The following is a 20,994-nucleotide window of genomic DNA, read 5'->3' as shown; positions in this document are numbered from 1 at the left end:
TGCGGTCTCCTTACTGCGCGGCCATCTCGGCGCGGCGCTTCTCGGTGGCCGCGAGGTCCACCCGCAGCCCCTCCGGATCGGTGCGGGGGTCGCCGGTGATGACCACGCCGTAGTCGCGGTAGGCGCCCTCGATCGTCACGTACTCATCACGCACGTCGGTCTTGACGCGCTCGGGGTCGCGGTCGGTGGGCTTGCCCCAGCCGCCGCCCCCGTTGGTGAGGTAGCGGAACACCGCGCGTGGTTTCGTGTGCCAGACCGGCGTGCTGGCGAAGTAGAAGTACTCCCCGTCCGGGTCGACGCACTTCGTCTCGGGGTCCAGCATGCCGGCGACCGGAGTGGCGCCCGCGTAGACCTCGTCGCCGGTGGGGATGAGGTCCTTGCTGCGCACCACGTCCACGTGGTCGGGCGAGAACACCCACGTCGCGCCGAGCCCGCCGCTGCGGCCGCCGTAGACGCCCACGCCGCTGGCGCGCTTGGTGTGCAACGGGCTCGACCAGTGCTCGGCCGCCGTGAGGTAGAGCGTGTCCTTCATGACCGCCGCGCCGCCGCGGTTGGTCCCCGCGCCGCCGCTGTCGGCCACGTACTCCTTCCGCAGCACCACCGCGGGCAGCTCCGACTCGATCGCCTCGGTGGCCGGGTCGAGGTTGTTCGCCTGGTACACCACGGAGTAGCTGTCGGCGTCACCCGCTTCCGTCGCACCCCACGGACCGTGCTCGCCGCCGCACTGCGCGGTGGTGACCCAGGGCGTGCCGTCCTCCAGGACCCCGTTGGCGTTGTGGATGTTCAGCGAGCCGTAGTCGCCGCCCACGGCCTTGCGGCCCAGCGCCTTTTCCAGTGCCCGGAACACCGCGAGCAGCACCGGGCCGGTGCTCTCCCAGTAGAGGAACACCGCGCCGTCCGGCGGGGTGGCGCTGATGAACGTGCCCGCGGGCAGCACGATGTCGATGTCGCGGTAGGCACCCGACGTGAAGGGCGTGACCGGGTCGATGAGGAACTTCAGCGCGACGCCGACCGCGGTCTTGGTGTCGAGGATGCCCGCGTTGATGCTCGTGCGGGCCTGCGGGGACGTACCGCTGAAGTCCACCTCCATCCGCGGCCCCGCCTTGGTGATCCGCACCTTGATCCGGTACTCGATGGAGTCGTCGATGCCGTCGCAGTCGATGCCCTCTTCTGCCTCGTACACGCCGTCCGGGAGCTCGGCCAGCGCGGTGCGCATCGCCTCCGCGGACACGTCGGTGCTGTAGCGGATCGCGCCGAGGTAGGCGGCCACGCCGTAGCGCTCGACGCTCTCCAGGATCAGCTGCTCGCCCAGCAGCAGGTTCGCGTAGATCGTCTTGATGTCGGGCAGCAGCAGCGCGCAGTAGCGGGCGTTGTCGAAGATCAGGTTGAACGCCGATTTGACCGGCTTGTCGTCGCGGTAGAGCAGCGTCGGCGCGATGACGAGACCGTTCTCGTACACGTTGCGCTTGGTGCCGCTGAACCCCGCGGGCACCACCCCACCCATGTCGAGCTGGTGCGCCCGCAGGGTCACGAACGAGATCAACCGCTCCCCCGAGAACACGGGGCGGATGAAGCAGATGTCGTTGACGTGGTTGCCGGCGCGGTAGGGGTCGTTGCAGATCACCACATCCCCGGGCCGCAGGTTCTCCGGCCCGTACTCCTCGATCGTGTTGCGCACGGCCTCCGACATGGTGCCGAGGAACATCGCGAGGCTGTTGCTCACCGACGACATGGGGTAGTTCTGCTCCGGCGGGCCGGAGATCGTCGCGGCGAAGTCGTACCAGTCACGCAGGATCAGCGAGAACGCGTTGTTCAGCAGCCCCGTGCACATGTGCTGCACGATGTAGCGCATCCGGCTGGCGAGCACGGAGGCGGTGAACCGGTCGGCGCCGTACCGCTCCGCGAACTGCGCGTCGTCGAGATCTTTCAGTGAAACAGTCATGGTCGTCCCCTTCACGCCTTGCGGATGCGCAGTTCGCCGTAGGTCCCGACGTGCGCCGTCTGGCCGGGCACGAGGAACGTGGTGGACAACGGCTCGCGGATCACGGCGGGCCCGGGGATCTCGTCCCCGGCACGCAGGTCCGCGCGCTGGTACTCGGCGGCCGCGAGGTCCTCGCCGGTGAGGTACCGGATCGTGAGTGTGCGCGTCGGCACCGGCTTCTCGCCCGCACGCCGCTCCGGCAGCACCGGGTAGTCGACCTTGTCGGCGTGCACGACGGCCTGCACGCGGTAGGTCACGCCCTGCACCGGCAGCGCCTCGAACTTGTTGCCCGAGCGCTCGGCGTACGCCTCGTGGAAGTTCGCGACCATCCGCTCGACGCCCTCGGCGGTGATCTCCCCGTCGGGCACCGCGATGAACGGCGTCTCCCACGTCTGGCCCGCCAGCCGTCCGTCGAAACTGCGGACGAAGGTGACCCTGCCGCGGTCGGACTCCTTCAGCCGCTCGGTCAGCCGCTGCTCCATCGACCGGTACACCTTGTCGACCGACTCGGCGGCTTCGGCGGTCAGCAGCGTGTACGCGCTGCGGCTGTCGGCGTAGACGAGGTCGGAGCTGACCAGACCGAGCGCGGAGAACAGCCCGGGGTGCGGCGGCACGATGACCTCGGCGGCGTGCACCAGGTCGAGCACCGCGGGCAGCAGCATCGGGCCCGCCGCGCCGTAAGCGACGAGGCTGTAGTCACGCGGGTCGACGCCGTGCTGGATGGCGATGTTCGTGACGCCCTCGGCGATGTTGTTGATGCCGATGTTGAAGGCGTACGACACGCGCTGCTCGAACGACAGCTTCGTGTCCAGCGCCTCGAACGCCCGGCGGGACAGCTCCGGGTCGAGCTTCATCCGGCCGCCCGCGAACCCGTCGGGGTCGATGATGCCCATGAGCAGACAGGTGTCGGTGGTCGTCGGTTGGGTGCCGCCGATGCCGTAGCACGCGGGGCCGGGGTCGGCGCCCGCGCTGCCGGGGCCGACCTTCAGCTCGCCGGCGGGGCTGATCGTGACGAGGCTGCCGCCGCCGGCACCGATGCTGGAGACCTCATTGGACAGTGCGTTGACGATGAGGTCGTGCTCCAGCTCGAACGTCGTGTTCACGAACGGCTTGCCGTCGGTGACCATGCTGATGTCGCACGAGGTGCCGCCGACGTCCGCGCAGAGCAGGTTGGTGGCGTCGATCAGGCCGCCGAAGTGCGCGCTGGACACGGTGCCCGCGGCGGGGCCGGCGAACACGATCCGGAACGGGTGCTCCATGGCGACGTCGGAGCGCACGAGCTGGGCGGCGCAGTCGGCGAAGTTCAGGTCCCCGGCGAAGCCGAGTTCCCGCAGTCCCGCGTCGAGGCGCCGGGTGTAGTCGTCGTAGATCAGCCGCATGAACACGTCGATCACGGTGGTGGAGGCGCGCGCGAACTCCTTGGCCAGCGGTGAGACCTCGCTGGAGATGGACACCGGGATGTCACCGAGCTCCTCGTGCACGAGCTGCCGCAGGCGTTCCTCGTGCGAGTCGTTGACGTAGGCGTTGAGCAGGCAGATCGCCACGCCCTCGACGCCGCAGCGGCGCAGCACGGCCAGTTCGGCCCGCGTCTGCTCCTCGTCGAGCGGGATCAGCACCCCGCCGTCCGCGGTGAGCCGCTCGCGGATGCCCCGGCGCAGGTAACGGGGCACGAGCGGCCGGTTCGCGTCGCCGTAGGAGCGGCGCCACGCCGGGTTCATCAGGCCCTCGACCGGGCGCCAGGTGCGGCCGATGTCGAGGATGTCGCGGTGCCCGTCGGTGGTGAGGAAGGCGATCTTGGGCAGGCGGCGGGTGATGATGGCGTTGAGCCCGTGCGTGCTGGCGTGGTTGAACACCTCCGCGGCGCTGACCCCGGCCTCCTCGGCGCCCTTGAGCACGCCGCGTTCGGTGGTGCGCACGTCCGTGGCGACCTTGACGGTCTTGATCTCACCGTTCTCGATGGCCACCACGTCCGTGAACGTGCCGCCGACGTCTACTCCGATCATGGGTGGTTCTCCTTCCTCAGTAGACGTCGAGACCGTCGGACGTCAGGGTGATCGGGCCGAGCAGCTGCCACGGCTCGCGGGCTACCGAGACGAGCGTTTTCTGGTGTTTCACGGCGAGGAACCACCCGCCTTCGGACAGCACCGGGTAACGGCGGAAGTCCGCGGCCGTGCTGCCAGGGAAATCCCGCGCCAGGTCGACCCCCAGCTCCCGCAGCTCGGCTTCGGAGACCTCTTCGCGGGGCACGGAAAGCCCTTGCGGGACAGCGGTTTGATGATCACTCACGGGCCATCACTCCAGTGTGTTGTGCCGGTGGCGAGTTTCGTGTACCAGTCGGTCTACGAAACGGTGACGGGAAGCACTGTAAGGCTCGGGGCGGCGGACTGACAAGCCCGTACCGGGTGAGAGCGCGGGGGACGAAGTGGACTCTTCTCCCGGGGGGCGGGAGGGGCCGATAGGCTGTTGAGCCATGCCGAGACCACCGGGCCACGGGCCGGGTTACGAGATCAAGCGTCAGCAGATCATCGACCAGGCCGCCGAACTGTTCGCCAGGCAGGGCTACGCCGCCACGGGCATCGCCGAGATCGGCCAGGTGGCCGGCCTGGCGAAGGGCGCGCTGTACTACTACATCGGCTCGAAGGAGAACCTGCTCGTCGAGATCCAGGACCGGGTGCTGCGGCCACTGCTCACCGCCGCCCGGCGCATCGCGGCGCTCGACGAGGATCCGGTGCTGCGGCTGCGGTTGCTGTCACAGACCCTGCTGGAGCTCATTCTCGCGCGGCTCGACCACATCTGGGTCTACGAGCACGACTACCGGCACCTGAGGGGCGCGAACCGGGCACGGCTGCTGCGCCAGCGCCGGGAGTTCGAGAAGATCGTGCAGGACCTGCTGATCGCCGCGATGAAGACGGGTGCCTTCCGCGAACTCGATCCCCGGCTGGCCATGCTGCAGTTCCTGAACATGCACAACCACACCTACCAGTGGGCGAAGCCCGGCGGGGAGTGGAACGCGGAGTTCCTGTCGAGGGAGTACTGCGCGACGCTGATCTCAGGCTTCCGCAGCCCCGAGTACGACGCCGACGACCTGGAGGAACGGGTACGGAGGTTCCGGGAGCGGGAGGAGGCGTAAGCCCCGAAGCACCCAGAATCCGGCATCGAGGCCCTACGCCGAACCGCAGGGCCATCCGGCTGCCGCTGTTACCCCAGCACCGACCGCCTCACGGCTGCCTTGATCCGCTCCTGGTCCGGTAGCCATGCCCGCTCCAGCGCCGGCGCGTAGGGCGCCGGAGTGTGCGCCGCTCCGACCCTGAGCACCGGGGCGTCCAGCGTCCAGAATCCCTCCTGGGCCGCGATGGCCGCCAATTCCGCCCCCACCCCGAACTGCTCCACCGCCTGGTGGGCCACCACGAGCCTGCCGGTCTTCGCCAGGGACCTGAGCACCGTCTCCTTGTCCAGCGGGGCGATGGTGCGCAGGTCGATCACCTCGGCGCTGATCCCCTCCTCCCCCAGTTCCTCCGCGACCGCGACGCAGTCGTGCACCAGTTTCGAGTACGACACCAGCGTCACGTCCGTGCCCTGCCGCCGGATCGCCGCCCTTCCCAGCGGCACCAGGTGATCTGGGCGCGGCCTGGGCCCCTTGCGCCCGTACAGCAGCCGGTTCTCCACGAACACCACCGGGTTCGGATCCCGGATGGCGGCCCGCAACAACCCGTAGGTGTCCGCCGGGGTGGACGGCATCACCACGGTCAGCCCCGGGATGTGCGCCAGCAGCGCCTCCAGGCTCTGCGAGTGCTGGCTGCCCGAGGACTTCCCGGCCCCGAACTGCGTGCGCACCACCAGCGGCAGGCTCACCGCCCCGCCCGTCATGAACCGCAGCTTCGCGGCCTGGTTCATCAGCTGATCCAGGCACACCCCGAGGAAATCGAAGTACATCAACTCCACCACCGGCCGCAGCCCCGCCATCGCCGCGCCCACCCCGGCCCCGATGATGGCGCTTTCCGAGATCGGCGTGTCCCGCACGCGGCCGGGGTACTTCTCCGCGAGCCCCCGCGTCAGTCCGAAGACGTTCCCGCCCGCTCCGACGTCGATGCCCGCCACGAACACGTCCCCGTCCGCCGCCAGCTCGTGCTCCAGCGCCTCCCGCACCCCGTCCATCGTGCGGAACACCTCGCCGTCCGGTTCCGGCGGCTCGGGCACCGGCTCACGCGGCACGCCGACGTAGTGGTGCAGGGTTTCCGGCGCCGGCTCCTCCGCCGCCCTCGCCTCCGCGACCGCCTTGTCGATCACCGCCTCCACCTCGGCGTCGAGCTCCGCCACCCGGCCGGGGTCCAGCCGCCCGGCGAGCAGCACCAGCGGATCCCGCGCCTTCCACTCGGCCAGTTCCGCCGGTTCCCGGTACCGCTCCGGATCACCCTCGTAGTGCCCGTGCCACCGGTAGGTCTCCGCCTCCAGCAACACCGGGCCACCGCCCTCGCGCAACCCCGCCACCAGCTCCCCGACCACGGACGCGACCGCGACGACGTCGTTGCCGTCCACCCGCGCGAAGTCCACGCCGTACCCGCGTGCGCGGTCGGCGAGCGTCGCGCGATGCTGGTCGGCAGCAGGCGAGAACTCGGCGTAGTGGTTGTTCTCGCAGCAGAAGATCACCGGCAGCCGCCAGACCGCGGCCAGGTTCACCGCCTCGTGGAACATCCCCTGCGCCACGGCACCGTCGCCGAAGAACGCCAGCACCACACCGCCCCGGCCCCGCAGTTGCGCCGCCGTCGCCGCGCCCGCCGCGATGGGCAGCCCGGCCGCGACGATCCCGTTGGCGCCGAAGATCCCCTTGCGGGGATCGGCGATGTGCATCGACCCGCCACGGCCCTGGCACGTGCCCGTGCGCCGCCCCATCAGCTCGGCGAACATGCCGGTCACGTCGAGCCCCTTCGCGATGCAGTGCCCGTGCCCACGGTGCGTCGACGTCACCACGTCCCGCTCGTCCAGCGGCCAGCACGCGCCCACCGCGGACGCCTCCTGGCCGATCGACAGGTGCAGGAAGCCGGGGATCTCGTTGGTCCGGTACAGCCGCGACGCACGGTCCTCGAACTGCCGGATCAACCGCATTCGCCGGTACATCTCGGCAAGTGCGGCCGGGCCGGTCACCGTGTCGCTCGCCAGAGTGGAAGTCATTGCGTTGTTGCCCTTGCCTTCCCGGTGTTTCCACCCCGCCCCTTGACATCCGGCGGGGAACCACGATTCTTGTACCGACTGTTCGAAAAAACAACTCTGGCGCGAAGGTGGGTCGGATGCAAGCGTTGCGCTGGCACGGAAGAGGCGAGCTGCGGCTGGAGGAGGTGCCCGAACCCGCCGCGCCCGAGCCGGGCCAGGCGGTGGTCGAGGTCGCCTACTGCGGCATCTGCGGCACCGACCTGCACGAGTACCGCCACGGCCCGAACCTCATCCGCACCAGCCCCCACCCGCTGACCGGGCTCGCTCCGCCGATCACGCTCGGGCACGAGTTCAGCGGCCGCGTCGTCGCCCTCGGCAGTCCGGTGCCCGGCGTCGAGGAGGGCACGCGCGTGGCGGTCGACCCCTGCCTGCGCTGTGGCACGTGCCGCTGGTGCCGCCACGGCGAGTACCACATCTGCGCGAAGGGCGGCTCGGTCGGCCTGGCCTCCCCCGGCGCGTTCGCCCGGCTGGTCACCGTGCCCGTCGAAGGGCTCGTGCCGGTGCCCGACGGCGTGTCCGACGAACTCGCCGCGCTCGCCGAACCACTCGCCGTCGGCCTGCACGCCGTGCGCCGGGCCGCCGTGCGGCCCGGCGACCACGCCCTGCTGCTCGGCGCGGGCCCCATCGGCATCGCCGTGCTGATGGCGCTGAAGCTCGCCGGCGCGGCGGGGATCTACGTCAGCGAACCGGCCCCGGCACGCGCGAAGCGGGCGGCCGAACTCGGCGCGACAGAGGTCTTCGACCCGGCGCACACGGACGTGCGCCGGGAGGTTTTCCTGCGCACCGGCCGCGTGGGGCCGGACGTCGTGATCGAGGCGACCGGGCGGCCGGAGCTCGCCGCGCTCGCGGTCACCACCGTCCGCCGCGGCGGCCGCGCCGTGCTCGCGGGCATCAGCGGCGAGCACGTCTCCGTGCCGCTGACCCAGATCGTGCCCTTCGAACGGACCGTGCTCGGCTCACTCGGCTACAACTTCGACATCCCGCGCGTGCTCGACCTGATCGCCACCGCACGCTTCGACCCCACGCCGCTGCTGACCGGCGTGTACCCACTGTCCCGGGGGCCCGAAGCCTTCGCCGAACTCGAATCGGGCTCCCACCTCAAGATCCTGCTCGCCCCGGAGGAACGCTGACATGGACTTCGACCTGCCCGAGGAAACCGCCGCGCTGCAACAGATGTGCCGCGAGTTCGCGGCGAAGGAGATCACTCCGCACGCCGCCGACTGGTCCGAGCGCTCGTACTTCCCCAGCGAGGTGTTCCGCAAGCTCGGCGAGCTGGGCCTGATGGGCATGCTGGTCGACGAGGCCTACGGCGGCGCGAACGCGGGCTTCGTGTCCTACGTGGCCGCGATGGAGGCGCTCGGCGAGGCGGACCAGTCGATCGCCTCGGCGTGGAACGCGCACTCGACGATCGCGACCCTGCCGCTGGCCGCGTTCGGCACCGAGGAGCAGAAGCGGCGCTGGCTCACCCCGCTGGCCACCGGCGAGAACATCGGCGCCTTCGGGCTGACCGAGCCGACGGCGGGCTCCGACGCGGCCGGCATCCGCACGCGGGCCCGCCGCACCGAGGACGGCTGGGTGCTCAACGGCACGAAGATGTTCATCAGCAACGCGGGCACCGAGATGAGCCTCGGCGTGACCGTCCTCGCGGTGACCGGCACCGGCGCGAACGGCAAGAAGCGCTACGGCACGTTCTTCGTCCCGGACGGTACTCCCGGCTACGAGAAGGGCAGGCCGCTGCGCAAGCTCGGCTGGCACGCGCTCGACACGCGGGAGCTGGTGTTCACCGACTGCTGGATCCCCGACGACCACCTCATCGGCGAGGAGGGCAACGGGCTGCGCCAGTTCCTCGAAGTCCTCGACGCGGGCCGCATCAGCGTCGCCGCGCTGGCGTTGTCACTCGCCCAGGCGGCACTGGACCTGGCGATCCGCCACGCCGGTGAGCGTGAACAGTTCGGCCGCCCGCTCAGCGCGTTCCAGGCGGTCGGGCACAAGCTCGCCGACATGGCGACCGAGGTGCAGGCCGCCCGCTGGCTGGTCTACCGCGCCGCCTGGCTCGGCGACCAGGGCCGTCCCTTCGGCCAGGCCGCGGCCATGGCGAAGCTGTACGCCTCCGAAGTGGCCAACCGGGTGGCGAGCGCGAGCCTGCAGATCCACGGCGGGTACGGCTACATCCGCGAATCGACGATCTCCCGCTTCTACGCGGACGCGAAGATCCTGGAGATCGGTGAGGGCACCAGCGAGGTGCAGAGGAACGTGATCGCCCGGTCACTGAGCGCGCGATGACGGACGAAGTGCTGGTCGCCGAGCACGGGCCGGTCCTGGTGATCACGATCAACCGGCCGCGGGCGCGCAACGCGATCAACGCGGCGGTCACCCAGGGGGTCAGTGCCGCCCTCGACGTGCTCGACGAACGCGACGACCTGGTCGTGGGCATCCTCACCGGCGCCGAGGGCACGTTCTCCTCCGGGATGGACCTCAAGGCGTTCCTGCGGGGCGAGGTCGTGCAGCTGCCCGGCCGCGGGCTGGCGGGGATGACCGAACGGCCGCCCCGCAAACCCATGATCGCCGCGGTCGAGGGGTACGCGCTCGCCGGCGGGTGCGAGCTGGTGCTCGCGTGTGACCTCGTGGTCGCCGCCGAGGACGCGCGGTTCGGCATCCCCGAGGTCAAGCGGGGGCTGGTGGCGGGTGCCGGCGGGCTGCTGCGGCTGCCGCGCCGCATCCCACCGCAGCTCGCGATGGAGTACGCGCTGACCGGCGACTCCTTCTCCGCCGCCGACGCGCACCGGCACGGCCTGGTCAACCGGCTGACCGAGCCGGGCGGGGCGCTGCCGGAGGCGCTCGCGCTCGCCGGCAGGATCGCCGCGAACGCCCCGCTCGCGGTGCGGGCGAGCAAGGAGATCATCACCCGCTCCGCGGACTGGCGGAGTGACGAGGCTTTCACTCACCAGCAGGCACTGGCCCGGCCTGTGTTTGAATCGGCCGACGCCCGTGAAGGCGCCAGTGCCTTCGCGGAGAAGCGCGCTCCGGTCTGGCGTGGTGAGTGAGGAAGCCGATGACAGAACCCGTTCCCGCGGCCCGTGAAGGGCTCGCGCCGCTCCTCGACGTCCTCGATCTCGAACCGATCGAGCTGGACATCTTCCGCAGCCGGTCGACCGGGGAGCCCGGCGGGCGGCTGTTCGGCGGCGAGGTGTGCGCGCAGGCCTTCGTGGCCGCGGAACGGACCGTCCCGCCGGAGACCGGGCCGCACTCCCTGCACGCGTACTTCCTGCGCCCCGGCGACACCGGCGCGCGCGTGGTCTTCCGCGTGGACCGGCTGCAGGAGGGCCGCAACTTCCGCCGCCGCAGGGTCACCGCGATCCAGCACGGCGAGCCGATCCTGTGCCTGGAGTGCTCGTTCACCACCGACCACACGGGCGCCACGCACCAGGTGAGCGCGCCCGAGGCGCCGGACCCGGAGAAGTGCACGCCCTTCGGCTGGCGGCACCCGGCGGGCTGGACGGTCGAGCCGCACGACGTGTTCGACGTCCGCCCGGCGACGCTGGAGCGGGGCGACTACCCGCGCTGGATCGACGACATCTGGTTCCGCCCCAAGGCGGGCAAGCTCGACGACCGGGTCAGCGCCGCCGCGGTGCTCACGTACTTCAGCGACCTGACGTTCGTGTCGTCGATCCTCCGCCCGACGCTGCGCACCGACGTCAAGGGCCTGACCTCGCTGGACCACGTGCTGTGGTTCCACAACGAGGTCCGCTTCGACGACTGGCTCTACTACGCGAAAAGCAGCCCCGCGGTGGGCGACCTGCGTGGCCTTGCCGAAGGGCGCATCTTCTCCCGCGACGGCACGCTGATCGCCTCCGCCGCGCAGGAGGGCCTCATCCACGCCAGGAAGGACGCCTGATGGCCGGCCCGCTCGCGGGCCTGCGCGTGGTGGAGCTGGCCGGGATCGGCCCCGGGCCGCACGCCGCGATGGTGCTCGCCGACCTCGGCGCGGACGTCGTGCGCGTCGAGCGGCCGAGCCCGGCCGATCCGACCGGCCGCGCCGGGGACGCGTTGCTGCGCAACCGCCGTTCGGTGGCCGCGAACCTCAAGACCGACGAGGGCCGTGAGCTGGTGCTGCGGCTCGTCGCGAAGGCGGACGTGCTGCTCGAAGGCTTCCGCCCCGGTGTCGCCGAACGGCTCGGCGTCGGGCCGGACGACTGCCTCGCGCGCAACCCCGGGCTGGTGTACGGCCGGATGACGGGCTGGGGCCAGGACGGCCCGCTCGCGCCGCGCGCCGGGCACGACATCAACTACATCTCCCTCACCGGGGCGCTCAACGCGATCGGCCGCGCCGGGGAACGCCCGGTGCCGCCGCTGAACCTCGTCGGCGACTTCGGCGGCGGGTCGATGTTCCTCGTCACCGGGGTGCTCGCCGCGCTGTGGGAGCGGCAGCGGTCGGGCCGGGGCCAGGTCGTCGACGCGGCGATGGTCGACGGGACGGGCGTGCTGCTGCAGATGACGTGGGGCTTCCTCGCGGCGGGGAGCTGGGCCGACTCGCGCGGCAGCAACCTGCTCGACGGCGGCGCGCCCTACTACGACACCTACACCTGCGCGGACGGGCGCCACCTCGCCGTGGGCGCGCTGGAACCGCAGTTCTACGCCGAGTTCCTGCGCGGGCTGGGGTTGGAGCACGAGGACCTCCCGCCGCAGGGTGATCGCGAAGGCTGGCCACGGCTGCGGGCCCGGTTCACCGAGGTGATCGTGCGCAAAACGCGCGACGAGTGGATGGCGATCTTCGACGGCACGGACGCGTGCGTCACGCCGGTGCTGTCCTTCGACGAGGTCGCCCGGCACCCGCACCTGGCCGCCCGCGAGTCGGTGATCACCGTCGACGGCGTACCCCAGGCCGCCCCGGCGCCGCGGTTCTCCCGCACCCCGGCGGCGAAGCCCACTCCGCCGCCGCGCCCGGGCGCGGACACCGGCACGGTCCTCGCGGAGTGGGACGCCTGACAGTGCGGGAACCGCCGCCCGGCACCAGAATCGGGGACCGGAACACCGGTCAGCGGAGCGGAGGCACCGGAACATGGCGCGACCCACTGTCGCAGAGCAGTTCGTGCAGGTACTCGTCCAGGCGGGCGTGTCGCGGATCTACGGCGTGGTGGGCGACAGCCTCAACCCGGTCGTCGACGCGATCCGCCGCACCGAGGGCATCGAATGGGTGCACGTGCGCAACGAGGAGGCCGGCGCGTTCGCGGCGGCCGCCGAAGCGGAGCTGACCGGGAAACTGGCGGTGTGCGCGGGCAGTTGCGGCCCCGGCAACACGCACCTCGTGCAGGGCCTCTACGACGCGCACCGCTCGGGCGTGCCGGTGCTCGCGCTCGCCTCGCACATCCCCGCCACGCAGGTCGGGACGCAGTTCTTCCAGGAGACGCACCCGGAGCGGCTGTTCGTCGACTGCAGCGGCTACTGCGAGCAGATCACCACGCCGGGGCAGATGCCGCGCGTGCTGCGGATCGCCATCCAGCACGCGATCACGCGCGGCGAGGTCTCGGTGCTCGTGCTGCCGGGCGACGTCGCGCACCTGGAGTCGGAGGTGCCGACGGGCACGAGCCAGTTCGTCACCGAGCAGGCCACGCCGGTCCCGCCGCCGAGCCAGGTCGACGCGCTCGCGGACGCGCTGAACCGGGCCGAGAAGGTCACGTTGTTCTGCGGCGCGGGCACGCGGGACGCGCACGCCGAGGTGATGGAGCTGGCGGGCAAGCTCAACTCCCCCGTCGGGCACTCCTTGCGCGGCAAGGAGTGGATCCAGTGGGACAACCCCTACGACGTCGGCATGAGCGGGCTGCTGGGCTACGGCGCCTGCTACCGCGCGATGCACGAGGCCGACCTGCTGCTCCTGCTCGGCACGGACTTCCCGTACGACGGGTTCCTGCCGCAGGCCCGCACCATCCAGATCGACCACGACGCCACGCACCTGGGCCGCCGCACGCCGCTCGACCTCGCGGTGCACGGTGACCTGCGGGAGACGCTGCGGGCGGTGCTGCCGAAGCTGGAGCAGAAGACCGACCGCGCCTTCCTCGACGAGATGCTCCGCGACCACGCGCGCTCGCTGGAACACGTCGTCGACGCCTACACCCGCAACGTCGAACGGCACACGCCCATCCACCCCGAGTACGTCGCGGACATCCTCGACGACCTGGCGGCCGACGACGCGGTGTTCACAGTGGACACCGGCATGTGCAACGTGTGGGCGGCGCGGTACCTAACGCCGAACGGGCGCCGCCGCGTCATCGGCTCGTTCCTGCACGGCAGCATGGCCAACGCGCTGCCGCACGCGATCGGCGCGCAGCTGGCGCAGCCGGGCCGCCAGGTGATCTCCATGTCCGGCGACGGCGGCCTCGGGATGCTGATGGGCGAGCTGCTGACCGTGAAGCTGCACGACCTGCCCGTGAAGATCGTGGTGTTCAACAACTCCTCGCTCGGCATGGTCAAGCTGGAGATGCTCGTGGACGGCCTGCCCGACCACGAGACCGACCACGACTCCGTGGACTACGCGGCGATCGCGCGCGGCGCGGGCCTGCACGGCATCCGCGTCACGGAACCGGCGAAGGTGCGGGACGCGCTGGCCGAGGCGTTCGCGCACCCCGGCCCCGCGCTCGTGGACGTGGTGACCGACCCGAACGCGCTGTCGATCCCGCCGCACATCAGCGGCGGCCAGCTCAAGGGGTTCATGCTCGCGGCGAGCAAGGTGGTGCTGACCGGCGGCGTCGGCCGCATGATCGACCTGGCGCGCTCGAACCTACGCAACATCCCGCGGCCCTGACAGGGCGGCGCGGGTCACCCACGCCGCCTGCGCCACCGCGTGTTCGACCGGTCCCGACGGCTGCACGAGGTGGCTCAGCGTCAGCCGCACCACGACCTCGGCGAGCGTGGGCAGGTCGGCGAGGCCGAGGCCGCCGTACAGCTCGGTGGCCTCGGCCAGCACCGTGGACAGCGCGTGGCGCAGCACGGGACCGCGGTCGGTGGTCAGCAGCGGCAGCAGGTCCTGGGTGCCGCCGTGCGCGGCGGACAGCACGGCCTTGAGCAGCGGGTCGTCCGCGGCGGCGGTGAGCACGTACTCCACCGCGGCGGGGATGCCGGTGGCGGCGTCGGCACCGTGGGCGCGCAGCCGGTCGACCACACCCGACAGGAACAGCTCGGCGTGCCGGGCGACGATCGCGCGGGCCAGCGTGTCGCGGGCGCCGACCTCCTTGTAGACCATCTGCCTGCTGACGCCGACGCGCTGGGCCAGCTGTCCCATCGTGACGCGGTCCCAGCCCACGGTGCAGATCAGCTCGACGCCGGCGTCGAGGATCCGGTCACGAAGAGTGCTGGGCATCTGAACAGCGTACTGCGCGGGCACCGCAAGAATGGAGGTGCGCGAACCGGACAAATCCACCTATCCTCCGAGGCCTGGCCAGGGGGAAAGGAGACGGGATGGATCTCGCGATCGAGACGGCAGGCCTGGTCAAGGTCTTCGGGGAGACCAGGGCGGTCGACGGTGTCGACCTCGCCGTGCCGGCCGGCACGGTGTACGGGGTGCTCGGCCCCAACGGCGCGGGCAAGACCACGGCGGTGCGGATGCTGGCCACGCTCACCCGCCCGGACGGCGGGACCGCGCGGGTCTTCGGGCACGACGTCGTGCGCGAGGCGGCGGAGGTGCGGCGCCGGGTGAGCCTGACCGGCCAGTACGCGTCGCTGGACGAGGACCTGACCGGGCAGGAGAACCTGAACCTGCTCGCCCGCCTGCTCGGGCACCGCAAGCGCACCGCGCGGCAGCGGACCGAGCGGCTGCTGGAGGCGTTCGGGCTGACCGACGCCGCCGGGCGGCAGGTGAAGGGCTACTCGGGCGGGATGCGGCGGCGGCTGGACATCGCCGCGAGCATCATCCGCACGCCCGACGTGCTGTTCCTCGACGAGCCGACGACCGGGCTGGACCCGCGCAGCCGCAACCAGGTGTGGGACATCGTGCGCGTGATCGTCGCGCAGGGCACGACCGTGCTGCTCACGACGCAGTACCTGGAGGAGGCCGACCGGCTGGCGTCCCGCATCGCGGTGATCGACCACGGCAAGGTGATCGCCGAGGGCACACCGGGCGAGCTGAAGTCGTCCGTGGGCGCCGGGTCCGTCCACATCAGACTGCGGGAGGCCGCGCAGCGCCCCGACGCGGAGCGTGTGCTGGCCGCCACGCTCGGCGCGACCGTGCAGACCGGGTCCGACCCGCTCGCCGTGACCGCGCGGATTTCCGGTGAGGGCACCGAAATCGGGGCCGCCGAACAGGCTTCGCACGCACTGGCGGAGCTCGCGCGGGCCGGCATCACCGTCGACGACTTCTCACTCGGCCAGCCCAGCCTGGACGAGGTTTTCCTGGCACTGACCGACAAGCCCGCCGCCGAGGAGGTGGCCGCGTGAGCACGGCGACCGGACAGTCCACTTCGTACACCCCGTCCGCGGCGGCGCTCGACGCCGTGCTCGCCGGCGGCGGCCAGCCCGAGCCGCCCAGCGCGCTGTCGGCCTCGCTGGCGTTCGGCCGGCGGGCGATGCTCAAGATCAAGCACGTGCCGGAGCAGCTGTTCGACGTGACGGCGTTCCCGATCATGATGACGCTGATGTTCACGTACCTGTTCGGCGGCGCGCTGGCCGGGTCCACCACGCAGTACCTGCAGTACCTGCTGCCGGGCGTGCTGGTGATGAGCGTCGTGATGATCACGATGTACACCGGCGTCGGTGTGAACATCGACATCGAAAAGGGCGTGTTCGACCGGATCAGGACGCTGCCGGTGTGGCGCCCGGCCGCGCTCGTCGGCGCGATCCTCGGGGACCTCGTGCGCTACACGATCGCCTCCGCGGTGATCCTCGTGCTGGGGCTGGTCCTGGGGTTCCGGCCCGGCGGCGGGGTGCTCGGCGTCCTGGGCGGGGTGGCGCTGCTGGTGGTGTTCTCGTTCGCGTTCTCGTGGCTGTGGACCATGTTCGGGCTGCTGCTGCGCACCGAGAAGTCGGTGATGGGCGTGAGCATGATGGTGCTGTTCCCGCTCACGTTCCTGTCCAACGTGTTCGTCGACCCGAAGACGATGCCGGGCTGGCTGCAGGCGTTCGTGGAGGTCAACCCGATCACGCACCTCGTCGCGGCGGTGCGGGGCGCGATGGCGGGCACGTGGGACGGCGGCGCGGTGCTGTGGACGCTCATCGCCTCGGCGGTGCTGGTCGCGGTGTTCGGCACCTGGACGATGCGGCTGTACAACCGGCGCTGACGCACTCGCGGCTTCAGACCTGGCCGATCCCGCCGTCGACGGGGAGGTCGATCCCGGTGACGAAGCTCGAATCCGCGGACGCGAGGAACAGGGCCGCGGTGGCGATCTCGTGCTCGTGGCCGAGGCGGCCGACGGGGACCCGCGCGGCGATCCGCTCCTTGAACCCCGGCGGGAGGTCCGCGAACGCCGGGGTTTCGATCGCGGCGGGGCTCAGCACGTTGACGCGGATGCCGCGGTCCTTCAGCTCGGTGGTCCAGGTGCGGGCGAACGACCGCAGCGCCGCCTTGCTCGCGGCGTAGACGGTCGTCCCCGCGTCGCCCTTCTCCGCGGCGCCCGACCCGATGAGCACGACCGAGGCGCCGTCGGACAGCAGCGGCAGCAGTTTCTGCACGGTGAAGAACGTGCCGCGCACGTTCACCCCGAACACGGCGTCGAACGACTCCTCGGTCACGTCGGTGAAGCGCTCACCCCACGTCCAGGCGGCGGCGCTCGCGACGAGCACGTCGACCCGGCCCGGTCCGGCCGCCACGACGTCGGCGAGGCGGGCCAGGTCGGCGAATTCGCCGACGTCGCCGGCCACCCCGGTCACGTCGTGCCCGATGGCGGCCACCGCGGCGTCCAGCCGGTCCTGCCGCCGCCCGGTGACGACGACGTGCGCGCCCTCCGCGACGAACAACTTCGCCGTCGCCAGCGCCAGTCCGGAGGTCGCGCCGGTGATCACCGCGACCTTCCCGTCGAGCTTCGCCATGCCACGCCTTCGATGCGGGAAAATGAGAGTGCTCTCATCTTCGCGGAAAATGAGGGTAGTCTCAAAGTTGAGACATCTCACATGTTGTTAGGGTGGACTTCGTGCCTGCCAGGGAAACGCCCGCGCCCGCCCGCCGGGACGCCCACCGCAACCGTCAGAGGCTGCTCGAGTGCGCGCGGCGCGCGTTCGCCGAGCGAGGTGCGGAGGCCCCGCTCGACGGCATCGCCAGGGACGCCGGGCTGGTGGTCGGCACGCTTTACCGGCACTTCCCGACGCGTATGGACCTGCTGTGCGCGGTGCTCGAACCGAAGCTGCGCGACGTGCTCGACGAGGTGGCGGCCGCGGCTGCTCTGGAGGACCCGTGGGCGGCGTTCAGCGGCCTGCTCGAAGTCCTCTGCGAGGCCCAGGCCGGCGACCGGGCGTTCGGCGACTTCCTGGCGCGGCGGTTCTCCGGTGACGATCGCATCGAGGCCGCGCACAACGAGATTTGCGTGCTGGCGCAACGGGTTCTGGGGCGGGCGCAGGAGGCGGGAGTCGTGCGCCGGGACGTCACGGGCGCCGATCTGTTCCTGGTGCTGTGGGCGGGCGGCCACCTCGCCGAGGCCACCCGGCACGTCGCACCGTCGATGTGGCGGCGGCACGTGTACCTGGCCATGGACGGCTTCCGGGCCTCGGACCGCCTCGAGCTACCGGAGCGCGCATGGGACGCGGGTGAGCTGTCCCGGGCGATCGCCGCGCCGGGGACGCAGGCCGCCGCGAAGCCCTGACCGCGGCGACCGCAGCGGCCGGGTCGTCGGCGAAGCCTGATCGCCAGGCTGGATCTGCCGCCCGGGCTCAGCCCCGCGCGGAGCCGTGCCGTCCCAGCGGGCGCGGGACGGCGACCCGCCGCTGCGACCCTGCCGGAGCGCGCATGGGACGCGGGTGAACTGTCCCGGGCGATCGCAGGGCCGGGGAAGCAGGCTGCGGCGAAGCCCTGATCGCGGCGGCTGGATTTGCCGCCCGGCTTCAGCCCGTGGGCCCGAAGCGTTCCGTCTTCACGCGGCGCGGGTCGTGGCCCAGTGCCAGCAGGATGTCGGCCACCGACTCGACGAAACCCGTGGGGCCGCAGACGAAGCACGCCGGTTCGAAGGACGCGGGCCAGCCGTGGCTGTTCAGGTCCGCGACGCCGATCCGGTGCGGCTCCCCCGCCCAGCCCTCCGGCGCCTCCCGCGTGTACACAAAGGACACTTCGACCCCGCTGAGTGCGGCCGCCCGCAGCTCTTCGGCGTAGAAGACCTCGCGGGGTGAGCGCACCGAGTACAGCAGCCGGAACGGGGTGCGCGCGCCTTCGGCCCGGCGGGCGCGGATCATCGCCATCAGCGGCACGATCCCCGAACCGCCCGCGACGAGCAGCACCGGCGCCGGATCGGCCGGCCGCCACACGAACCAGCCGCCGATCGGCCCCCGCACCTCCACCGGATCCCCGACGGAGAACACGTCCGTCAGGTACGGCGAAACCTCGCCGTCCTCGACCCGCTGCACGGTCAGCTCGACCCGCTCGCCGTCCGCGGGCGACGCGATCGAGTAGCTGCGCTGGGCGGTGTAGCCGTCCTCCGCGGTGAGGCGGACGTCGGCGTGCTGCCCCGCCAGGTGCCCCGGCCAGCCCGGCACGTCGAGCACGAGGGTGCGTGCCGTCGGCGTCTCGTCCCTGACCTCGGCCAGGCGCGCGACGCGCCAGCTCAGTCGCCCTGGTACCGCTGCTCTCGCCATGGGTCCCCGTAGTTGTGGTAGCCGCCGGCCTCCCAGAAGCCGGGCTCGTCGGACAGGGTCAGTTCGAGGTTGTGCACCCACTTCGCGGACTTCCAGAAGTACAGGTGCGGCACCAGCAGCCGCGCCGGGCCGCCGTGCTCGGGCTCCAGCGCGTCACCGTCGAACTCGTAGGCCACCCACGCGCGGCCGTCGAGGAGGTCCTCCAGCGGCAGGTTCGTGGTGTAGCCGTCGTAGGAATGCGCCACCACGTAGTCCGCCGCGGTGTCCACGTCCTCCAGCAGCGTGTCGACCGACACCCCGCGCCACCGCGTGCCCAGCTTCGACCACTTGGTGACGCAGTGGATGTCGACCGTCGGGGTCTCGCTGGGGAGCTCGAGGAACTCCTCCCAGTTCCACTGGTGCACGGTGCCGTCCTCGGCGGTGACCGTGAACTCCCAGGTCTCGGTGGACACCCGCGGCGTGGGGCCGATCGAGAGCACCGGGAAATCCTCGGTCAGGTACTGCCCCGGGGGCAGTTCGACGCTTTCGTCACGGCGGCGGCCGCGAAAGCCCGGTGAGACGATTCCCATGAGGACAGTCTCGCACGGGCTTTCGCGGAAACCCTCAGCGCTTGCCGTCGACGCGGCGCGGCAGCTGCCAGGGGTTGGCCTCCTGCAACGGGGGCGGCAGCAGCGCGTCCGGGAAGCCCTGCCACGCCACGGGCCGCAGGAACCGCTCGATCGCGGCCGTGCCGACCGACGTCGTGGTGGGTGCCGTCGTCGCCGGGTACGGGCCGCCGTGCTGCTGCGCCCAGCTGACCGTCACGCCCGTGGGCCAGTCGTTCCACAGCAGCCGCCCGGCCAGCCGCGTCAGCGCTGGCAGCAGCGGGCGGACGTCCTCGACCTCGGACTCCTCCGCCTGCAGCGTCGCGGTCAGCCCCGGCTCCAGCTCGCCGAGCACGCGCAGCAGCTCGGCCTGGTCCGAGTAGGTCACGACGATCGACGACGGGCCGAAGCACTCGTTGCGCAGCACCTCGTCGGCCTTGAGGAAGTCGCCGGCCTTGACGGACAGCAGCGTCGGCGCGAACGGGTCCCCGGCCGCGAGCACGGTGACGCCCGCCTGCTCCTTCAGCCGCGCCACACCGGACTGGTAGCTCTCGCCGATGCGCTCGTTCAGCAGGGTCTGCGCCGCGACGGCCTGCGCCGCCTCGGTGAGCGTGCCCTCCAGACCGTGACCCTCGGGCAGGAACAGCAGGCCGGGCTTGGTGCAGAACTGCCCGCCGCCCAGGGTGAACGAGCCGACGTAGCCCTTCGCGACCTGTTCCCCGCGCTCCCGCACCGCGCCGGGTGTGACGACGACCGGGTTGACGCTGCCCAGTTCGCCGTAGAACGGGATCGGCGTCGGCCGGGACACCGCGATGTCGAACAACGCGCGCCCGCCGGGCACCGAGCCCGTGAACGACGCCGCCGCGATGCGCGGGTCCTTCAAAGCCGTCACGCCGGGCTCGACGCCGAAGATCACGTCGAACGTGCCCTCCGGTGCCCCCGCGGCCAGCAGGGCGTCGCGCACGATCCGGCCGGTCTTCTCCGACAGCTCGGGGTGACCCGGGTGCGCCTTGAGCACGACGGGACAGCCGGCGGCGAGCGCCGAGGCCGTGTCACCACCGGCGACGCTGAACGCGAACGGGAAGTTGCTCGCCGCGAACACCAGCGTCGGCCCGATCGGTACAACGGTGCGGCGGATGTCGGGGCGCGGGCCCATCGGCCAGTCCGGGTCGGCGTGGTCCACCGTCGCGCCGAGGAACGCGCCGTCCCGCAGGACTTCCCCGAACAGCCGGAGCTGGAAGGTGGTGCGCGCCAGCTCGCCCTTCAGGCGGGGCGCCTCGGGCAGGTGCGTCTCGCGCGCGGCGAGCGGGACCAGCTCCGGACCGGCGGCGTCGAGCGCGTCGGCGACCGCGGCGAGCCACCGCGCCCGCTGGGCCGGGGTCGTCTCCGCCAGCTGCGGCGCGGCCTGCGCGGCGGCGGCCAGGATGCGGTCCAGTTCGGTCTTCTCGGTGTCCATGC

The 20,994-nt window shown here is 71.6% G+C and carries 19 protein-coding genes; 10 read left to right on the top strand and 9 right to left on the bottom strand.

Translation table 11 applies throughout. The features are described 5' to 3' along the window. Nucleotides 1-10 precede the first annotated feature (10 nt). From BMZ92_RS25105 to BMZ92_RS25095, 3 genes are read right to left on the bottom strand one after another with little or no spacing between them, the layout of a single operon-like run. On the bottom strand, nt 11-1,942 hold the full coding sequence (locus BMZ92_RS25105) for a hydantoinase B/oxoprolinase family protein (protein ID WP_091512352.1): 1,932 nt from the start codon (nt 1,940-1,942) through the stop codon (nt 11-13). Nucleotides 1,943-1,953: 11 nt separating this feature from the next. Continuing rightward, a complete protein-coding gene (locus BMZ92_RS25100) occupies nt 1,954-3,984 on the bottom strand; it encodes a hydantoinase/oxoprolinase family protein (RefSeq protein WP_091512180.1) in 2,031 nt (676 codons plus the stop codon). 16 nt (nt 3,985-4,000) lie between these two features. Beyond that, nucleotides 4,001-4,228, bottom strand: coding sequence for a hypothetical protein (locus BMZ92_RS25095; protein ID WP_091512177.1), 228 nt, complete (start codon nt 4,226-4,228; stop codon nt 4,001-4,003). A 223-nt stretch (nt 4,229-4,451) separates the two neighbouring features. On the opposite strand from BMZ92_RS25095, the gene BMZ92_RS25090 reads away from it, so the two are divergent. Next, nucleotides 4,452-5,111: a TetR/AcrR family transcriptional regulator gene (locus tag BMZ92_RS25090; protein WP_091512176.1), complete on the top strand. Its 660-nt coding sequence runs from the start codon at nt 4,452-4,454 to the stop codon at nt 5,109-5,111. Between the two features lie 68 nt (nt 5,112-5,179). Here BMZ92_RS25090 and BMZ92_RS25085 read toward each other — a convergent pair whose 3' ends face one another. Beyond that, nucleotides 5,180-7,150 (bottom strand): alpha-ketoacid dehydrogenase subunit alpha/beta, encoded by a 1,971-nt coding sequence (locus BMZ92_RS25085; protein ID WP_091512173.1) that lies wholly within the window; start codon nt 7,148-7,150, stop codon nt 5,180-5,182. Between the two features lie 116 nt (nt 7,151-7,266). Here BMZ92_RS25085 and BMZ92_RS25080 point away from each other — a divergent pair, with 116 nt between their 5' ends. The 6 genes from BMZ92_RS25080 to BMZ92_RS25055 all read left to right on the top strand — a co-directional run bounded on the left by BMZ92_RS25080 (nt 7,267) and on the right by BMZ92_RS25055 (nt 13,988). Further along, complete coding sequence (locus tag BMZ92_RS25080; protein ID WP_177228860.1) at nt 7,267-8,319, top strand: alcohol dehydrogenase catalytic domain-containing protein; 1,053 nt, start codon at nt 7,267-7,269, stop codon at nt 8,317-8,319. A 1-nt stretch (nt 8,320) separates the two neighbouring features. Further along, nucleotides 8,321-9,472 (top strand): acyl-CoA dehydrogenase family protein, encoded by a 1,152-nt coding sequence (locus BMZ92_RS25075; protein WP_091512168.1) that lies wholly within the window; start codon nt 8,321-8,323, stop codon nt 9,470-9,472. Further along, nucleotides 9,469-10,233, top strand: coding sequence for a crotonase/enoyl-CoA hydratase family protein (locus BMZ92_RS25070; RefSeq protein WP_091512166.1), 765 nt, complete (start codon nt 9,469-9,471; stop codon nt 10,231-10,233). Before BMZ92_RS25075 ends, BMZ92_RS25070 begins: the two co-directional genes overlap by 4 nt. 8 nt (nt 10,234-10,241) lie before the next feature. Next, nucleotides 10,242-11,084 carry an acyl-CoA thioesterase gene (locus tag BMZ92_RS25065; RefSeq protein ID WP_091512164.1) on the top strand — a complete coding sequence of 281 codons (843 nt, stop codon included), beginning with the start codon at nt 10,242-10,244 and terminating at the stop codon, nt 11,082-11,084. After that, nucleotides 11,084-12,175 (top strand): CaiB/BaiF CoA transferase family protein, encoded by a 1,092-nt coding sequence (locus BMZ92_RS25060; protein WP_091512161.1) that lies wholly within the window; start codon nt 11,084-11,086, stop codon nt 12,173-12,175. Before BMZ92_RS25065 ends, BMZ92_RS25060 begins: the two co-directional genes overlap by 1 nt. Before the next feature lie 73 nt (nt 12,176-12,248). Continuing rightward, nucleotides 12,249-13,988 carry a pyruvate dehydrogenase gene (locus BMZ92_RS25055; protein WP_091512158.1) on the top strand — a complete coding sequence of 580 codons (1,740 nt, stop codon included), beginning with the start codon at nt 12,249-12,251 and terminating at the stop codon, nt 13,986-13,988. On the opposite strand, the gene BMZ92_RS25050 is transcribed toward BMZ92_RS25055, so the two are convergent. Then, on the bottom strand, nt 13,965-14,543 hold the full coding sequence (locus BMZ92_RS25050) for a TetR/AcrR family transcriptional regulator (RefSeq protein ID WP_091512156.1): 579 nt from the start codon (nt 14,541-14,543) through the stop codon (nt 13,965-13,967). The two genes, BMZ92_RS25055 and BMZ92_RS25050, sit on opposite strands and share 24 nt — an antisense overlap. A 98-nt stretch (nt 14,544-14,641) precedes the next feature. Here BMZ92_RS25050 and BMZ92_RS25045 point away from each other — a divergent pair, with 98 nt between their 5' ends. Both BMZ92_RS25045 and BMZ92_RS25040 read left to right on the top strand, forming a co-directional pair. After that, nucleotides 14,642-15,616 carry an ATP-binding cassette domain-containing protein gene (locus BMZ92_RS25045; RefSeq protein WP_091512153.1) on the top strand — a complete coding sequence of 325 codons (975 nt, stop codon included), beginning with the start codon at nt 14,642-14,644 and terminating at the stop codon, nt 15,614-15,616. Then, a complete protein-coding gene (locus BMZ92_RS25040) occupies nt 15,613-16,455 on the top strand; it encodes an ABC transporter permease (RefSeq protein WP_091512150.1) in 843 nt (280 codons plus the stop codon). Before BMZ92_RS25045 ends, BMZ92_RS25040 begins: the two co-directional genes overlap by 4 nt. 13 nt (nt 16,456-16,468) lie before the next feature. Here the strand turns inward: BMZ92_RS25040 and BMZ92_RS25035 are convergent, their stop codons facing one another. Continuing rightward, nucleotides 16,469-17,203, bottom strand: coding sequence for an SDR family oxidoreductase (locus BMZ92_RS25035; protein WP_091512148.1), 735 nt, complete (start codon nt 17,201-17,203; stop codon nt 16,469-16,471). Nucleotides 17,204-17,304: 101 nt separating this feature from the next. Here BMZ92_RS25035 and BMZ92_RS25030 point away from each other — a divergent pair, with 101 nt between their 5' ends. Next, nucleotides 17,305-17,970 carry a TetR/AcrR family transcriptional regulator gene (locus tag BMZ92_RS25030; RefSeq protein WP_143249936.1) on the top strand — a complete coding sequence of 222 codons (666 nt, stop codon included), beginning with the start codon at nt 17,305-17,307 and terminating at the stop codon, nt 17,968-17,970. 238 nt (nt 17,971-18,208) lie between these two features. Here the strand turns inward: BMZ92_RS25030 and BMZ92_RS25025 are convergent, their stop codons facing one another. The 3 genes from BMZ92_RS25025 to BMZ92_RS25015 are packed head-to-tail and all read right to left on the bottom strand — an operon-like array spanning nt 18,209 to nt 20,992. Continuing rightward, the gene (locus BMZ92_RS25025; RefSeq protein WP_091512144.1) at nt 18,209-18,952 is read right to left on the bottom strand and encodes a ferredoxin reductase; all 744 of its coding nucleotides are present in this window, start codon (nt 18,950-18,952) and stop codon (nt 18,209-18,211) included. Next, nucleotides 18,922-19,521 (bottom strand): sulfite oxidase-like oxidoreductase, encoded by a 600-nt coding sequence (locus BMZ92_RS25020; RefSeq protein ID WP_091512142.1) that lies wholly within the window; start codon nt 19,519-19,521, stop codon nt 18,922-18,924. The genes BMZ92_RS25025 and BMZ92_RS25020 overlap by 31 nt, the downstream gene beginning before the upstream one ends. Nucleotides 19,522-19,555: 34 nt before the next feature. Beyond that, the gene (locus tag BMZ92_RS25015) at nt 19,556-20,992 is read right to left on the bottom strand and encodes an aldehyde dehydrogenase (NADP(+)) (protein ID WP_091512140.1); all 1,437 of its coding nucleotides are present in this window, start codon (nt 20,990-20,992) and stop codon (nt 19,556-19,558) included. Nucleotides 20,993-20,994 lie beyond the last annotated feature (2 nt).

Origin of the sequence: Amycolatopsis sacchari, assembly GCF_900114035.1 — a bacterium.
GTDB classification, from domain to species: Bacteria; Actinomycetota; Actinomycetes; order Mycobacteriales; family Pseudonocardiaceae; genus Amycolatopsis_E; species Amycolatopsis_E sacchari.
Note: the sequence above shows the minus strand (reverse complement) of the source record. Positions and strands in the feature narration are given on the sequence as shown.

What these genes read in the sequence shown, in the direction of transcription:
- BMZ92_RS25105 (WP_091512352.1), bottom strand. Translation starts at nt 1,942, where the DNA reads ATGACTGTTTCACTGAAAGATCTCGACGACGCGCAGTTCGCGGAGCGG.
- BMZ92_RS25045 (WP_091512153.1), top strand. Translation starts at nt 14,642, where the DNA reads ATGGATCTCGCGATCGAGACGGCAGGCCTGGTCAAGGTCTTCGGGGAG.
- BMZ92_RS25080 (WP_177228860.1), top strand. Translation starts at nt 7,267, where the DNA reads ATGCAAGCGTTGCGCTGGCACGGAAGAGGCGAGCTGCGGCTGGAGGAG.
- BMZ92_RS25055 (WP_091512158.1), top strand. Translation starts at nt 12,249, where the DNA reads ATGGCGCGACCCACTGTCGCAGAGCAGTTCGTGCAGGTACTCGTCCAG.
- BMZ92_RS25020 (WP_091512142.1), bottom strand. Translation starts at nt 19,521, where the DNA reads ATGGGAATCGTCTCACCGGGCTTTCGCGGCCGCCGCCGTGACGAAAGC.
- BMZ92_RS25025 (WP_091512144.1), bottom strand. Translation starts at nt 18,952, where the DNA reads ATGGCGAGAGCAGCGGTACCAGGGCGACTGAGCTGGCGCGTCGCGCGC.
- BMZ92_RS25075 (WP_091512168.1), top strand. Translation starts at nt 8,321, where the DNA reads ATGGACTTCGACCTGCCCGAGGAAACCGCCGCGCTGCAACAGATGTGC.
- BMZ92_RS25065 (WP_091512164.1), top strand. Translation starts at nt 10,242, where the DNA reads ATGACAGAACCCGTTCCCGCGGCCCGTGAAGGGCTCGCGCCGCTCCTC.
- BMZ92_RS25070 (WP_091512166.1), top strand. Translation starts at nt 9,469, where the DNA reads ATGACGGACGAAGTGCTGGTCGCCGAGCACGGGCCGGTCCTGGTGATC.
- BMZ92_RS25100 (WP_091512180.1), bottom strand. Translation starts at nt 3,984, where the DNA reads ATGATCGGAGTAGACGTCGGCGGCACGTTCACGGACGTGGTGGCCATC.
- BMZ92_RS25085 (WP_091512173.1), bottom strand. Translation starts at nt 7,150, where the DNA reads ATGACTTCCACTCTGGCGAGCGACACGGTGACCGGCCCGGCCGCACTT.
- BMZ92_RS25060 (WP_091512161.1), top strand. Translation starts at nt 11,084, where the DNA reads ATGGCCGGCCCGCTCGCGGGCCTGCGCGTGGTGGAGCTGGCCGGGATC.
- BMZ92_RS25050 (WP_091512156.1), bottom strand. Translation starts at nt 14,543, where the DNA reads ATGCCCAGCACTCTTCGTGACCGGATCCTCGACGCCGGCGTCGAGCTG.
- BMZ92_RS25090 (WP_091512176.1), top strand. Translation starts at nt 4,452, where the DNA reads ATGCCGAGACCACCGGGCCACGGGCCGGGTTACGAGATCAAGCGTCAG.
- BMZ92_RS25035 (WP_091512148.1), bottom strand. Translation starts at nt 17,203, where the DNA reads ATGGCGAAGCTCGACGGGAAGGTCGCGGTGATCACCGGCGCGACCTCC.
- BMZ92_RS25015 (WP_091512140.1), bottom strand. Translation starts at nt 20,992, where the DNA reads ATGGACACCGAGAAGACCGAACTGGACCGCATCCTGGCCGCCGCCGCG.